Origin of the sequence: Streptomyces sp. D2-8 (assembly GCF_023184515.1) — a bacterium.
Taxonomy (GTDB): domain Bacteria; phylum Actinomycetota; class Actinomycetes; order Streptomycetales; family Streptomycetaceae; genus Streptomyces.
The window spans coordinates 669855-684184 of sequence record NZ_JAAHBP010000001.1 but is presented as its reverse complement, the minus strand read 5'-3'; the positions used below and the strand labels follow the sequence as shown (position 1 = coordinate 684184).

General features: G+C 72.3%; 14 protein-coding genes, 1 tRNA gene and 1 pseudogene. 9 read left to right on the top strand and 7 right to left on the bottom strand.

Annotated elements, in window-relative coordinates:
• The first annotated feature begins 49 nt into the window (after positions 1-49).
• Complete coding sequence (locus G3I77_RS03055) at positions 50-1336, top strand: phosphatase PAP2 family protein (RefSeq protein ID WP_248500881.1); 1287 nt, start codon at positions 50-52, stop codon at positions 1334-1336.
• 31 nt (positions 1337-1367) lie between these two features.
• Here the strand turns inward: G3I77_RS03055 and G3I77_RS03050 are convergent, their stop codons facing one another.
• The gene (locus G3I77_RS03050; RefSeq protein WP_234845278.1) at positions 1368-1598 is read right to left on the bottom strand and encodes a DUF2277 domain-containing protein; all 231 of its coding nucleotides are present in this window, start codon (positions 1596-1598) and stop codon (positions 1368-1370) included.
• Positions 1599-1700: 102 nt separating this feature from the next.
• On the opposite strand from G3I77_RS03050, the gene G3I77_RS03045 reads away from it, so the two are divergent.
• Both G3I77_RS03045 and G3I77_RS03040 read left to right on the top strand, forming a co-directional pair.
• Positions 1701-2603: a 2-dehydropantoate 2-reductase gene (locus G3I77_RS03045; protein WP_248500880.1), complete on the top strand. Its 903-nt coding sequence runs from the start codon at positions 1701-1703 to the stop codon at positions 2601-2603.
• Positions 2604-2704: 101 nt separating this feature from the next.
• Positions 2705-3058, top strand: a complete 354-nt coding sequence (locus G3I77_RS03040; protein ID WP_248500878.1) for a hypothetical protein — start codon at positions 2705-2707, stop codon at positions 3056-3058.
• 15 nt (positions 3059-3073) lie between these two features.
• On the opposite strand, the gene G3I77_RS03035 is transcribed toward G3I77_RS03040, so the two are convergent.
• Together G3I77_RS03035 and G3I77_RS03030 are read right to left on the bottom strand one after the other, a co-directional pair.
• Entirely contained in the window at positions 3074-3739 is a 666-nt protein-coding gene (locus tag G3I77_RS03035) for a DUF305 domain-containing protein (RefSeq protein ID WP_248500876.1), read from the bottom strand.
• A gap of 99 nt (positions 3740-3838) precedes the next feature.
• A complete protein-coding gene (locus tag G3I77_RS03030) occupies positions 3839-4267 on the bottom strand; it encodes a DUF6153 family protein (protein WP_248500874.1) in 429 nt (142 codons plus the stop codon).
• A gap of 184 nt (positions 4268-4451) precedes the next feature.
• Between G3I77_RS03030 and G3I77_RS03025 the strand changes: the two genes are divergently transcribed.
• The gene (locus tag G3I77_RS03025; protein WP_248500873.1) at positions 4452-5003 is read left to right on the top strand and encodes a hypothetical protein; all 552 of its coding nucleotides are present in this window, start codon (positions 4452-4454) and stop codon (positions 5001-5003) included.
• A gap of 81 nt (positions 5004-5084) precedes the next feature.
• On the opposite strand, the gene G3I77_RS03020 is transcribed toward G3I77_RS03025, so the two are convergent.
• A tRNA-Val gene (locus G3I77_RS03020) sits at positions 5085-5156 on the bottom strand.
• A gap of 209 nt (positions 5157-5365) precedes the next feature.
• Between G3I77_RS03020 and G3I77_RS03015 the strand changes: the two are divergent.
• The 4 genes and pseudogenes from G3I77_RS03015 to G3I77_RS03000 all read left to right on the top strand — a co-directional run bounded on the left by G3I77_RS03015 (position 5366) and on the right by G3I77_RS03000 (position 8599).
• Positions 5366-6135: pseudogene (locus G3I77_RS03015) on the top strand (DUF4097 family beta strand repeat-containing protein).
• 74 nt (positions 6136-6209) lie between these two features.
• Positions 6210-7598 (top strand): hypothetical protein, encoded by a 1389-nt coding sequence (locus G3I77_RS03010; protein WP_248500872.1) that lies wholly within the window; start codon positions 6210-6212, stop codon positions 7596-7598.
• A 22-nt stretch (positions 7599-7620) separates the two neighbouring features.
• Positions 7621-7845: a zinc ribbon domain-containing protein gene (locus G3I77_RS03005; RefSeq protein ID WP_104780813.1), complete on the top strand. Its 225-nt coding sequence runs from the start codon at positions 7621-7623 to the stop codon at positions 7843-7845.
• A 61-nt stretch (positions 7846-7906) separates the two neighbouring features.
• Complete coding sequence (locus G3I77_RS03000; RefSeq protein WP_248500871.1) at positions 7907-8599, top strand: DedA family protein; 693 nt, start codon at positions 7907-7909, stop codon at positions 8597-8599.
• On the opposite strand, the gene G3I77_RS02995 is transcribed toward G3I77_RS03000, so the two are convergent.
• From G3I77_RS02995 to G3I77_RS02985, 3 genes are read right to left on the bottom strand one after another with little or no spacing between them, the layout of a single operon-like run.
• Entirely contained in the window at positions 8596-9414 is an 819-nt protein-coding gene (locus tag G3I77_RS02995) for an HAD family hydrolase (RefSeq protein ID WP_248500870.1), read from the bottom strand. The two genes, G3I77_RS03000 and G3I77_RS02995, sit on opposite strands and share 4 nt — an antisense overlap.
• On the bottom strand, positions 9414-12044 hold the full coding sequence (locus G3I77_RS02990; RefSeq protein ID WP_248500869.1) for a phosphoribosyltransferase: 2631 nt from the start codon (positions 12042-12044) through the stop codon (positions 9414-9416). The genes G3I77_RS02995 and G3I77_RS02990 overlap by 1 nt, the downstream gene beginning before the upstream one ends.
• A 5-nt stretch (positions 12045-12049) precedes the next feature.
• Entirely contained in the window at positions 12050-13216 is a 1167-nt protein-coding gene (locus G3I77_RS02985) for an HpcH/HpaI aldolase/citrate lyase family protein (RefSeq protein WP_248500868.1), read from the bottom strand.
• Between the two features lie 227 nt (positions 13217-13443).
• Here G3I77_RS02985 and G3I77_RS02980 point away from each other — a divergent pair, with 227 nt between their 5' ends.
• A complete protein-coding gene (locus G3I77_RS02980; protein ID WP_248500867.1) occupies positions 13444-14316 on the top strand; it encodes a TerD family protein in 873 nt (290 codons plus the stop codon).
• Positions 14317-14330 lie beyond the last annotated feature (14 nt).

Below are 14330 nucleotides of genomic sequence, written 5' to 3'. Positions count from 1 at the left end.
CTCTCGGACACGACGGATCGTCCTCGCCGCGAGGCGGCACCCACGGGCCATGCTGTGGGCGGCGGCAGGCGTGATCACGCTCGGATTCCTCGTGGCGCTCCAGATCGCCGCACACCACCTCGGCATACCGGGGCCGATCACCACGCAGGCACGCGAGGTGATCTACGCCCCCAAGTCCGGCTTCCTGCTGTACGCCAGCCTGGCACTGACGATGGTGGTGCTCACCTGGCGGCAACGGCTCATCGCCCTCGGCACCGCGATCGGCATCGACCTCGTCTTCCTGCTGGTGCGGTGGGCGATCGGCGCCTACCCCGCCGAAGGCCATCCGTTCGGCAACGGCGCGCTGTGGGTGATCCTGGGCTGTGCGGTCTTCGCCCTCGCGCGCCGCACCGGCCCGGAACGCGTCCTGATACTGAAGGGCGTGGGGCTCGGACTGCTGCTGGTGACGGGCCGCAAGACCGGTGACACCTGGCTGCTGATCACGTCGCAGACCCGCCCGGTCATACTCGACCCGTACATCGCCATGGCCGATCACGCGCTGGGCAACCCGTCATGGCTGGCGGGCCGGCTCCTCAGGGCGAGCGGCCCGGTGGGCGAGCACGCCCTGGACTACGTCTACGCCCAGCTCGCGGTGGCCGCGGTCTGTGTGGCGCTGTACCAGCTGCGCAACGTGGCGGCCGAACAGCGCTTCCCGCGCCACCACCTGGTGCGCACCTTCCTGCTGATAGGCCTGCTCGGACCGGCCATCTACATGATCTACCCCGTGGTCGGGCCGATGTTCGCCTACGGCCCCGAGGGCGGGCACTGGGCGGCGGCCGACCTGTGGCCGGACACCCTGCCGCCGATCACCACCCCGTACGCGATGCCGTTCGACGAGATCACCCCGCGCAACTGCATGCCCAGCCTGCACACGGCATGGGCCACCACGATCTTCATCCACTCCCGCAAGGGACCGCGCGCTCTACGTCTCGCCGGCACGTTCTGGCTGGTCGGCACCCTCGCCGCGACCCTGGGATTCGGCTGGCACTACGGCGTGGACCTCGTCGCCGGCGTGGTGTTCGCGTACACGGTCGAGGCGGCGCTGCGCACGTACGACCGCGGCTGGGACCGCGCGGGAACCCAGCTGATCGTCTACGGGACGACCGTCTTCGCGGTGCTGCTGGCGTCCTACCGCTTCCTGCCGCTGGAGATGGCCGCATACCCGTGGCTGTCCGGCCCCCTCTGCCTGCTGGCGATGGCCTCGGTCGTCTACGGCTACCAGCGGACCGTCAGGCTGTGGGAAGCGCAGCCCACCGCCGCGCCGCAACCCGAACCGCGGCCCGAACTGGCGGTCTGAGGCTCTTGCTCGCGCCTTCCGCGCCCCGGCCCTAGCTCGCCTTCCGCGCCCCGGCCCCGCGGACCTCGAGGCCGTCCAGCAACTCGGCCGTGGCCTGCGCGATGGCCTCCACGGCGCGGTCGAACACCTCCTGGTTGTGAGCGGCGGGGGCGCGGAATCCCGAAACCTTCCGCACGTACTGCAGGGCGGCAGCGCGCACATCCGCCTCGGTGGCCTCTTCGGGCATGGCGGGCGGACGCAGCGTCTTGATACTCCGGCACATGCCCCCAGTCTCACCCTTTCGGCCCTCGCAGGACAGCGACGCCTGCCATGATCGCTCCGAGGCGGCCACCGTCCCGGGGCCGACCGACGAGAGGAACTCCTCGTGGCGAACGAACTCACCGTGGCCGTCCTGGGCCCCGGCGGCGTGGGCGGCCTGCTCGCCGCCCTGCTCTCCCGCACCGGCCACCGCGTGATCTGCCTGTCCGGCGAGAAGACCGCCGAGGCCCTGCGCACCGACGGCATCCAGGTCCGCAGCGCCGCATTCGGCGACTTCACGGCCCCCGTCGAGGCGGACACCGAGCTGCGGGAACCGGTCGACGCGTGTCTGGTCACCGTCAAGCACACCACCCTCGACGCCGCCCTGGCGCGAGTCCCCGCCCCGGTGCTGTCCGGCGGCCTTCTCGTGCCGTTCCTGAACGGCCTCGAACACCCGGCGGCCCTGCGCGCCCGACACCGGCCCGACCGCGTGGCCCCCGCCGTGATCCGCGTGGAGTCCACCCGTGTCGCGCCGGGCGTCATCGAACACGGCAGCCCCTTCGCGGAGATCGACCTGACCGGCACGGACGTGCCGCGGCCCCGCCTCGACGCCCTCGCCGAGGCCTTCGCCGCCGCCGGTCCGGCCACCCGCGTGCTGGAGGACGAGACGGCGGCCCTGTGGGCGAAGATGTCGTTCCTGGCACCGTTCGCCCTGCTGACCACGCGCTACGGCCTCCCCCTCGGCGATGTCCGCACCCACCACCGCGACGAACTCACCGCCCTGGTCGAGGAGACGGCCGCGATCAGCCGGGCGTGCGGCGGCCCGGCGGACCCGGCCCGGGCCCTCGCCCGCTACGACGCCTTCCCGCCGTCGACGAAGTCCTCGATGCAGCGCGACGCCGAGGCCGGCCGGCCCCTCGAACTGGACGCCATCGGCGGCGCGTTGCTCCGCGCGGCCGAGCGCCACGGCGTACCGGCTCCGGTGGCGGCCCGGGTGGTGGGCGAGCTGACGGACAGGTCCGGGGGCTGAGGACGGGCGCCGACGCGGCGCCCTTGCGGTGGGTACACCCGTTCGCATGAACCACAGGAAGGAACTCGCCTGCCAAATTCGAACAGGCGTATCATTGGGCCGTGGCTACGACCTATGACTTTCCGAGTGATCTCCTGGCCGGTCAGGAGGAACTCCATCAGGTCCGGGCCGAGCTGTCGGCCCTGCTGAAGCGGCTCCCCTGGTCGGTGGAGCCGCTGGACGGCTTCAGCGACGACAACGGCTGGCGCAAGGTGGAACGGCCCGCCTCCCCCGGCTGGACCGCCGACGAACAGGCCGAAGTGGAGAAGCTCCGGCAGCGGGAGCACGAACTCGCGGTGTTCGTCAGCACCCACCGCTACTGGTCCGAACTCGCAGGCCCCGAGCGGGTGGCGGCCCGCTCGGAGCTGAAGCACGCGCACGAGGCGCCGCCGGAGGAGACCGGCGACGCCTCGTGACACCTCGCCGTCAGGTCAGCCAGTGCTCTGGCTCTTGCCGAGGAGCTTGTTCATCTCGCTGATCTCGGCGTTCTGGGCGGTGACGATGTCGTCGGCCATGGCCTTGGCAGGGCTGTGGCGGCCCTTGCTCTGCTCGGTCCGGGCCATCTCCACGGCCCCTTCGTGGTGCTCGACCATCAGGGTCAGGAACTGGACGTCGAAGGCCTTGCCCGTCAGCTTCTCCAGCGCGGCCATGTCCTCGCCGCTCATCATGCCGGGCATGCCGGAGTGGCCCGACGCGGAGTGGTCCATACCGCCGCCCGAGGCCCCGGGGACGTCCTCGCCCCAGGTCTTCAGCCAGCCGGTCATGGTCCGGATCTCCGGGTCCTGCGCCTTCTCGATCCGCCGGGCGAGGTCCTTGACCGCCCCGGAGGAGGCCCGGTCGCCGGCCAGCCGCGCCATCTCCAGCGCCTGCTGGTGATGCGGGATCATGCCCTGCGCGAAGGCGACGTCCTGGGGGTTGTGGGCGCCGGCGGGCGACGGGGTCGCGGTGGCGCTGTGGCTTCCGGCGTCGCCGTGACCGGCACCGCCGGCGGCACGGTCGGCACCGTCACCGCCGCAGGCGGTGAGGACGACCGCCGCGGCACCCGTCGCCGCCACCAGGGCAGCACGGCGCGCCACGGTACGAATGCTGTTGCTCATGCGTGAACTCCTGCTTCTGCAAGGAAGGAACTGAGGTTTCCGGACACGACGGGACATCACGCCGCCACCGGTCGGTGCCGGCCGGCGTGATGCGTGTGTCTAGATCCGCAGAAGCTGGAGCTCGGCCAGGGAAGGCGGGGCCCGCGCACCATCCGTATCCACGACCGCGTACGCCCGAACGGCGCTCTCCCCCACACCCACGGGGACCGGGTCCTGAACCAGCGGAGGCAACACCGGCCCACCGCCCACGGCACCCGACGCACAGCTCGCGTCGGCGTGCTGGAGATGCCCGTCACCGCAGTGCCCGTAGGGCATGACTTGGGCCTGGGGCATGGGAGTCAGGGGCGTATGGGCCTGGGGCGCATGGCCCTGGAAGGCGGCCGCGTGCTGCGTGTGCATCCGGTGAGGGAGACCGCCGCCGGGCGCCAGCCCGTGCATGCCCAGCAACCCCGCCAACAGCCCCAGCACGCACAGCACATGCCACCGCCGCACGGCGGGTCGGGGAGCGCGCTGCTCGGGGCTGTTCACGGGCTCATCGTAGAGACAGTTCTGAGCCGACGCCGCCCCGGGGCGGCGGACGGGCGTACGAGCCACTGCCGGACGTGCGAAGGACCGCCCTCCCATCAGGTGAACTCATTCAACCCTCTACAACCACACGGCGTCCCCGGCGGGTCGTACACCCGCACCACACGAATGATCCCGAGGGGGACCCATGAGCCAGCAGTACCCACAGCAGCCGAACCAGCCCCACCCGCAGCAGCCCGGTTACGGCGCCCCGGCTCCCCAGCCGCCGAAGAAGCGCGGCGTGGGCAAGATCGCGGGCCTCGGCTGCGCGGGCATCCTCGCCCTCTTCGTCATCGCCGCCGTGGCCACGGGCGGCGGGGGCGACGACAGCAGCGACACCTCGAACAAGGACAAGGCCGTCGCCGCCGAAGGCAAGCCGGGGGGCGACAGCCCCAAGAAGGCCGAGTCGGCCGACGAGAAGCCCCAGGCCGAGCAGTTCAGGAGCTGCGTCGCCGAGAACGGCACGGCGACGGAGAAGGCCGCCGTCGAACACGTCACGAAGGTGACCGGCGCGGACAAGCGCAACGACATCCTCGACGCGGCGGAGGTCTTCACCGACTTCAGCGGCGGCATGATGGGCCCCCACCAGGGCGAGGGCAAACTCATCGCCTCCGCGTTCACCTCCTGCTACGAGTCCGAGAACGGCCTCGTCACGGTGTACGACGAGGACGGCGAACTCCTCGCCAACGCGAACTACTGACCCCTGCCGCCGGGGGCACGCCCACAGGAGAGGCCCTCCAGGAGCATTCCTGGAGGGCCTCGGACCCGAAACTCGGTGCGGTGGGCGCGGACGGTTTCGAACCGCCGACATCCTGCTTGTAAGGCAGGCGCTCTACCCCTGAGCTACGCACCCGGCTCCCGGGCCACGCCCAGGACGAGTCGACAGCCTACATTGCCCGGGGCACGGTCCCGCAAACCCGTATCGCGGGACCGTACCGGGTCCCGCACCTGGGGATAACCCCACTCCTGATCCGGGAGCGGCCCGGATCCCCCGGTGAGCCCCGGATCCCTACGGTCGTAGAGCGCCCCAGAGCGCCGTCGTTAGTCCAGGGGGAGATCGTCATGACCACACGCACCGCCACCGTCCGCGCCGCCCTCGCCGGTGCCGTCGTGGTGCTCGTCGCCGGGCTCAGCGCCTGCGCGGCGTCCGCCGGGGACGACACGGACCCCGACCACCGGTCCTTCGCCCTCCAGGGCCGCACCCTCACCGTCGACTCCGACGACTCGGCCCTCGAGATCGTCGCCTCCGACGAGAACCCCGCGGGCAGGATCGGTGTCACCCGCTGGTTCCAGGGCTCGGTCGTCGTCGGCAAGGACCCCGAGGTCACCTGGGACATGCGGGACGACCGCCTGGTGCTGCGCCTGGCGTGCTCCGGCGTCGTCGCCGACTGCTCGGCCAAGCACCGCATCGAGGTGCCGCGCGGCATCACCGTCAAGGTCGAGGACGGCGACGGCAGTGTCCGCGCCCGGGGCTTCCGGGACCCCCTCAGCATCCGCACGGGCGACGGCTCCGTCCGGGTCACCGACACCACCGGCCCCCTGGAGCTGCGCACCGGCGACGGTTCCATCCGGGCGAACGTCGCCTCCCGTGACGTCCGCACCCACACCGGTGACGGCTCGGTCCGCCTCGAACTCGGCGTCGTACCGGACCGCGTGGAGTCCCGCAGCGGGGACGGCTCCGTGAACTCGCCCTGCCCCGAGCCACCTACCGCGTGACCACCGAGACCGGTGACGGCGGCGTCGATGTGTCGGTGCCCCGGGACGAGACCAGCTCCCATGTGGTGTCCGCCCGCACCGGCGACGGCAAAGTGACGGTCCGGACAGCGAACTGACCGGCCCGTGTGTTCGTCCTTAACCGGTGGGAGAATGACACCGGGCAGGGTGGACCACAGCACGGGAGAGGGATGTGACGGCGACACCAGGACAGCCGGAATCGCCGTCGGTGCCGCGCGCACACAGCCCGCGCCGCCGCACCCCCCGCACCCCCGGCCTGCTCACCTTGATCGTGCTCCCCCTGCTGGCCGTGCCGGCCCTGCCCGCCGCCTTCGCGGGCGGGGGCACCCGCCGCTGGTTCGGCGGCCGGGCCGAGAACCAGCGGGCCGAGGCCCAGGCCGCGAAGGACGCCGCCGCGGCCGCCTTCTACGAGCTCGACACCGCCCAGCGCGACCTGCGCATCTCGATCGAGACGATCACCGCCGTCGACGACTCCCCCGCCGCCCGGCGCGCCGTCGCCGACTTCGACGCCCTCGGCAACCGCATCGACGAGGCCAGCCACCGCTACATCAACGCCGTCGACGCCCACGACCTCGACCGCGACGACCTGGAGGCCGCCGCCGCCTCCCGCGCCCGCACCGAGCTGACCGCCGCCAAGGAGGAACTCGGCCGGGTCAAGCAGGAGCTGGACCGCTTCACCGACGGCCTCGGCCCGCTCCTCGGCAAGGCCGAGACCCAGCTGGCCCGCCTCGCCCCGGCCGTCGAGCGCGCCCGCCAGGCCCTGCTCGCCGCCTCCAACGCCCTGGACTCCGTACGCGCGTCCGGTCTCAAGGCGGACGACCTCGCCGCCCGGCTCGCCGTCCTGTCCCCGGAGCTCACCAAGCTGAACCAGGGCGCCGGACAGCACGGCGTCCCGGACACCCTGGTGCGGGCCGAGCGGGTCACCCGGGAGGCCGAAGCGGTCCGTGTCGAGGCCGAGCGGCTGCCGGACCGCGCCGCCGAGATCGACCACCGCCTCGTCTCCCTGCGCACCCGCGCCCAGGCCCTCACCACCCGCTCCGAGCAGGTCGAACCGACCCTGAGCGAGCTCCGCCGCCGCTTCACCGCGGCCTGCTGGCAGGACCTGCAGCAGGTCCCCGACGCCGCCGCCGAGAACGTCCGCCAGGCCGAGGCCAGACTGGCCGAGGCCCGCACCGCCCGCGGCGAACAGCGCTGGGCCGACGCGACGGCCCTGCTGTCGACCGTACGAGCCCTCCTGAACAACACCGACGAGGCCGTCTCGGCCGCCGGCGACCGCCTGCGCCGCCTGAACGCCGTGCAGAAGGACCCCGAGCAGGAGATCGACCGCACCCGCTTCGCCATCCGCGACGCCCAGCGCCTCGCCATGGCGGGCCGCAACACCCCCGACCCGCGCCACGCCCGCCCCCTGGACGACGCCGTGTCCCGCCTGGACCGCGCCGTCGCCACGCTCGAGGGCCGCCACCCCGACTACTGGCACTTCCTCACGGAGACGGAAGCGGTCCGCCGGGCAGTGGCCCACGTGGTCTCCGAGATCCGCGAGGAACGCGGGGCCGGCCAGTGACCGTGCCGGTTAACCTGTGCGCATGCCTCGCTACGAGTACCGCTGCCGGACCTGCGGCGACACCTTCGAACTCAGCCGTCCCATGGCCGAGTCCTCCGACCCCGCGGCCTGCCCCTCGGGGCACGACGACACGGTGAAGCTCCTCTCCACGGTCGCGGTCGGCGGCTCCGCCTCCGCCCCGGCCCCGGCACCCCGCGCGGGCGGCGGCGGTGGGGGCGGCTGCTGCGGAGGCGGCTGCTGCGGCTGACGCACTTCCCCAGGGGTTCTTCCTCAGGAGTTCTTCAGCTTCGGTTTCCTAGCGTGGCGGCATGACAGCCATCGCAGCGGACGCCGGACCGCAGTGGGTCAACGACCTGATGGACGCCCTGGGCGCGCCGGGTGCCGGTCTCGCCATCGCCCTGGAGAACCTGTTCCCGCCGCTGCCCAGCGAGGTGATCCTGCCCCTCGCCGGGTTCGCCGCGAGCAGCGGCCGGATGAGCCTGCTCGCCGCCCTGCTGTGGACGACGGCCGGCTCGGTGATCGGCGCCCTCGCGCTGTACGGAGTCGGTGCGCTGCTCGGCCGTGACCGGACGGTGGCGATGGCGGCCCGGCTGCCGCTGGTGAAGGTCTCGGACATCGAGCGCACGGAGGCATGGTTCCTGCGGCACGGCACCAAGGCGGTGTTCTTCGGCCGGATGATCCCGATCTTCCGCAGCCTGATCTCCGTGCCGGCGGGTGTCGAGCGCATGCGGCTGCCGGTGTTCCTGGGGCTGACCACGCTGGGCAGCGCGATCTGGAACGCGGCGTTCGTGCTCGCGGGCTACTTCCTCGGTGCGAACTGGCACCAGGTGACGGACCTCGTCTCCACCTACTCGAAGGTGGTCCTCGCCGTGGCGGCCGTGGCGGTGGCGGCGTTCATCACCGTACGGCTGCTACGACGCCCAGAAAGGGGCGCGGGGAACTGCGCGACGAGCCACGACGAGCCCGTACACGCACAACCACCGCACCCCTCGAACTCCTAGGCGAACCGGCCGGACCCGGCGGCGGCGAGAAGCTCCCGCAGGATCCGCTCCCCCGCAAGAACACCCCGTTCGGGAAGCGCCCTGAGCGCGGGGGCCGTCCAGCCTGTGTCGGCCAGCTCGCCGTGGCCGGGGCGCCAGCCCTGGTCGGCCGCGAGGAGCAGGTCGGCGTCGAGCAGGGAGTCACCGGCGGCGAGGGTGAGATCGGCACCGGTCCGGCGGGCGACCTCGCGCATCGCCGCGCTCTTGGTGAGCGGCTTGGGAACGGCGTAGATCTTGCGGCCCTGGAGGGACACCGTCCAGCCGCGGTTCTCCGCCCAGACCGCGAGTTCCTTCACCCAGTCCTCGTTCAGCAGTTCACGCTCGACGACGAGGTAGGCGAAGAGGTCGTCGGCGACGCGGTGCTTGCGCACCCAGACCGGGTCGGCGGCCCTCAGCAGGTGTTCCTGCACCTCGCTGAGGGGCGCGCACTGGTCGGCCAGCCGTGCGGTGACCTGCGCGTGCCAGTCGGGGTCGGAGACGCCGTCCACCAGGAGGTGTCCGCCGTTCGCGCAGATCGCGTACGTGGGCTCCGGGCCCGGCAGGTTGATGCGCTGGTACTGCTTGCGCGTCCGGGTCGTCGTCGGCACGAACACGGCCGCGTCGCCCAGGTCGGTGAGGAGCCGGGCCGCGGTCTCCGTCATGTACGACAGCGGCTTGCTCTCGTGCACCTCCACGCACAGCAGCCGGGGCGCCCGTGCGTCCGGCATGGTCAGCGCCAGAGCCGCGGAGGAGTAGATCAGGGTGCGGTCGAGGTCGCTCGCGACGAGTGCGGGCATCAGATCGTCACCGCCTTGCCGTCGGCGCCGGTCGCGCCCCGGGTGTACTTGGGGTGGATCAGGCCGACGCAGGTGTAGGGCAGTCCGTCGACCTCCTCGACGGGCACGCCGCGGTGTTCGGCCAGCAGGCGCACGTGGTCGAGATCGCTGCCCGCCCCGGCCCGCGCGAGGACCTTCCAGGGCACGCGGCGCAGCATGACCCGGGTGGTCTCTCCGACGCCGGGCTTGACGAGGTTCACGTCGTGGATGGCGTACTCCTCGCTGATGCGCTCGACGGCGGCCCAGCCCTCCCAGGTGGGCGAGCGGTCGGTCGCGAGCAGCTCCTTGGCCTGCGCGCAGGCGGCGTCGGCGACCTCGGGGAAGCGGGCGGACACGGCGTCGAGGAAGGCCACCGAGACGTCGGTGCCGGCGAGTTCGCGGTAGAACTTCGCGCCGTGGAAGTCGTCCGGGCCGACCAGGTCCGCGCGGAGCACGGTGCGCGAGATCAGGCCGGAGACGGTGGAGTTGAGGCAGGCCGAGGGGATGAGGAAGTCCTCGCGGGTGCCGTAGGTCCGCACGCAGGAGCCCGGGTCGGCCAGCACCGCGATCTCGGGGCTGAAGCCGCTGATGCCGTCGGACTTCTCGAACTCCTCCAGGGCCTGGGCGAGTTCGCGGGTGATGGCGCCCTTGCCGGTCCAGCCGTCGACGAAGACGACGTCCCGGGGGTCGTGGTGCCGGGCGAGCCAGCGCAGCGCGTTGGCGTCGATGCCGCGGCCGCGGACGATCGACACGGCGTAGTGCGGCAGGTCGAGGCCGTGCCGGTGCTCGGCCCAGCGGCGCATGAGGATGCCGACGGGCGTTCCGGCGCGGGCCAGGGAGACCAGGACCGGCCGCGGGGACCGCTCGGCGAGGACCGTCTCGGTGACGACGCCGACCGCCTGGGCGATACGGGCCGCCGACTCCTCCAGCGCGGCGTGGAACAGCTCCTGGTACTGCTCGCTCGGCTGGTACTCCACGGGCAGCGACTCCGCGTAGTGCGCGCCGCCGCTCTGGATCGCCTCCTCGCGCTCCTCGGTCGGCGCCTCCAGCGTCACGTCCGAGAGGTTCTGGAGCAGCCAGCCGACCTCCTCGGGCGCGTACGAGGAGAAGGCGGGGCCGCGCAGGGGCTCGGGCAGCATGGAGGGCCTTTCGGGGGCGTGCGACGGTATGACGGCGAGGAGGACCCGCGGCGTGTGCGCGGCGAGCCGGGCCAGCAGACCGTCGGGCGCGTGCAGCGCGGGAGTGTCTCCGGCCGAGTCGACCACCGCGACGACGGCGTCGCATCCGGCGCCGGCGACGTTGTAGGCGTACCGCTCGCCCGGGCCGTCGGCGGGGTCGTCGTGGGCGGGGAAGGCGAGGCGGGTGCGTATCGCGTAGCCGGGGTCGTCGACGGCCAGGACGGGTGAGCGGGTGGTGGTCGAGTAACGGACCTCGGCGTCGGCGGTCCGCTCCAGCTCGTGGGCGAGCCGGAGGGGGGCGTACATCAGCTCTTCGAAGCCCAGTATGTGTACGCGCCGGGCGCCCTCGGGCAGCGCGTCGGCGATCCGGGCCGCCATGCCGGGCAAGGCGGCCTCCAGCCGGCCGCGGTGCTCGGGGGTGAAGCCGTGCCGCCCGCCGTCGGGGAGGCCGGCAGGCCAGCGGAGGTCTACGCGGGTGGTGTGAGGGTGGGTTCGCTCGTCTTCCGGCTGTGGGCCGGTGGGGGTTGCTCGCGCAGTTCCCCGCGCCCCTGAGAGGGGCGTGTCGGCAGCGCCCTCAAGGGGCGCGGGGAACTGCGCGTCCGGCCCAGACGGCGCCGCAGCCGACGACGAACCCTCCGTCGCACTCTCCGACTCGTACCGCGCCACCAGCTCCTGCCCCTTCTCCAGCACCCCCTCGGGGAGCCGTACCGTGCCGGAAGCCGCTGCCACGAGGTCCACCCGCGCGCCGATCTCGCGGGCGAACTCCTCCAGCCGGCCGGCGTCGGCCGGTGACCGCATGTCCACCAGCGCCACCACGACGTACCGCCGCCGCGGATACCGCTCGTGGAGGTCCCGGACGGTGTTCAGCACCGTGTTGCCCGTGGAGAACTCGTCGTCGACCAGGACCAGCGGCCCGTCGCCGGTGAGCAGCGCGGGGTCCTCCGGCAGCAGCAGATGCGAGGTCGCGTGGGAGTGGGACTCCTCGAAGCCGCCGGCCGGGTCGAGACCGGCGACCGGGCGACGGGTGGAGTGCAGGTAGGGCGCGAGGCCCAGCCCGTCGGCGACGGAGTGGCCGAGGCCGGTCGCGGTCTCCGCGTAGCCGAGGACGACGGCCCTGCGGGCCTCGTCGTCGCCCAGCAGGTCACGCACCCGGCGGCCGAGTTCCCGTCCGTAGCCGTACACCACGGACGGCGACTGCGGCACGTGCTTGCCGAGCACGTTCGACACGAGCAGGTGAGCCCGCTTGGGGTTGCGGCGCAGCGCCAGCCCCAGCAGGCCCGCCAGCCGGTCCTCGCCGACGAGCTCGACACCGAGCCGCTCGGCGACCCAGGTGCCGGACCAGACGCCGTCGGTCGCGTCGGCCGGCCCGGCCGGCGCGTCGGCGCGCACCTCGCGGTGCTCCCCCTCGTTCACTGCTCTCTCCGCCTTCTCCATGCGATTCAGCCCGGCAGTCCCGCCGCCAGCAGTTCCACGAAGCCGATGTCCTGGTTCGCCACGCCGAAAACCTCGGCACGCAGCAGGGTCCGCTCGGCCCAGGCCCGATGCGGTTTCACCTCGTTCATCTTGTTCGTGTACGACGATCTCAGCACACCCCCGCCGCCGCGCTCGGGGCGGAGGATGTCCTGGGCGTCCGAGAACTCCTCGTGGCTGACGACCGACAGGGCGTGCACCGGCAGCACGTGCGAGGGGTGGATGCAGGTCTTGCCCAGCAGGCCGTTGGCCTGGTCCAGGGAGATCTCCCTCAGCAGGCCGTCCATGGCGTGCTCAATCAGCTTCTCGCGCAGTTCCGCGGCCTGCACCTCCAGGAAGGGGCTCTGCCGCAGCAGCGGCTTGAACATGCGCTCCTGGACCCGGAAGTACTCCCACACCGGCCCGGTCACGGTGAAACCGGTCCCGTCGGCGCGGCCCAGCATGTTCACCACGTCGGCGATCACGGAGGCGACGACCTGCACGTCGTAGGCCGTCATGTCGGGGCCTCGGCGCAGTCCGTAGGAGGAGCAGAAGTCCGTCACGCCGAGGCGCAGGGCGAGCACGCGGTCGCGGTACTTGTCGATCGCCCGGAAGATGCCCTCCAGGGTGTCCACGCGCGACTCCCGGTAGAGCAGGTCCGGGGACTCCAGCACGGGCATGGCGAACAGGCGACGGCCGCTTTCTGCCTCGGCGGTGGCCAGGGCCTCCAGGAACGGAATGCCGCGTTCCTCGGTGAATTTGGGCAGGACGAATCCGGACAGCAGCCGGACGGCGGGGCCGAGACGTCGCACCAGGTCGGGTATCTGCCCGGGGGCGCGGACCCGGATGAACAGCAGCGGCAGGTCGGCGTCCGGGAGGTCGTCGAGGGCCGCGAACTGACGGACGAGGTTCTCCTCGCCGGGGCCGACGTCCGCGTCGTCGATCGAGTCCTCCAGGCACAGCACCATCGAGACCACACCGCGCCCTGCCTGCTTGAGGACGTCGTCGGCCAGGCGGGGCCGGGTGGCCGGGCTGTACAGCGTGGCACCCAGGGCGGCCGAGAGCAGCCGGGCAGGAGATTCCGGGGTGAACACGCACGGCTCGCGGAAGAAGAGACGCTTCCGCACCTCAGGGGCGATGTGCCCGAAATGACGCATGGAACTCCCCCGTGGTGGTGATGCGGCCTGCGAATCGATGAAAGGTGGCCGGTAATAGTACGTAGAAGTCCATGGCAGAGGTTCCCATCAGGCATGAATTTCAGGTAACGCGGGCAAGCACAGCCAGGCCCGACCATGACGACGGTAGTCCGCGACGGCCGTGGGCGCCGTTCGTGACCGCGGCCCCCGCGTTGTCGTGAGCAGGACCGAGAAGGCAGGATGACCGCATGACGCACGCGATGCTGAAGGGGTCGAACGTCCCGCTGGAAGCCACCACGGTGCGCGCCGTGCTGCGCTGGACACCCGGGCAGGGGGTTCCGGACGTCGACGCCTCCGCGCTGCTCCTCGGCCCCGACGGTCGTGTGCGCTCCGACGAGGACTTCGTCTTCTACAACCAGCCCCGGCATCCGGCCGGAAAGGTGTGGCGGCTCGGCAAGAAGCGGGTCGCCGAGGGCCTGACCGACACGATCCAGACAGAGCTCACCGGTGTCGAGTCGGAAGTCAGCCGGATTCTGCTGGTCGCGTCCGCGGACGGCATGACGTTCGACCGCGTACAGGAACTGCGCATTCTGCTGTACGACGCGGCGGGCACCGGCACCGAGGCGCTGGCGTACTTCGACGTCAAGCCGGAGACGGGCGAGGAGACCGCGCTGATCTGCGGCGAGCTGTACCGGCGCGGCGAGGGCTGGAAGTTCCGGGCACTGGGCGAGGGCTATTCGAACGGGCTGAAGGGCCTCGCGACCGACTTCGGCATCTCGGTGGACGAGTCGGAGGTGATGGAGGAGCCGACCACCACGGTCCCCGCGCCCGCGACCACGAACACGCCCGCGCAGCCGACGACCGCCGGCCCCGCCCAGCAGTCCCCCGAGGTCTCCCTGCCGCTGCCGCCGGAACAGTATCCGCAGCAGCCGCCGCCGACCCAGCCGGCCTACGGCTACCCGCAGCCCACCGGCCGGCCCGCGTACGGCTACCCCCAGGCACCGGCCGCGGCGGGTGCCGCGGGGGCGCAGGCCGGCTACGACTACCCCCCGCCGGTGACGGCGGTCCCCGCCCCGGACTTCCGGCTGCCCCCGCAGGGCCCGCAGTTCATCGGACGCTGAGCAGAGCCCCGGGG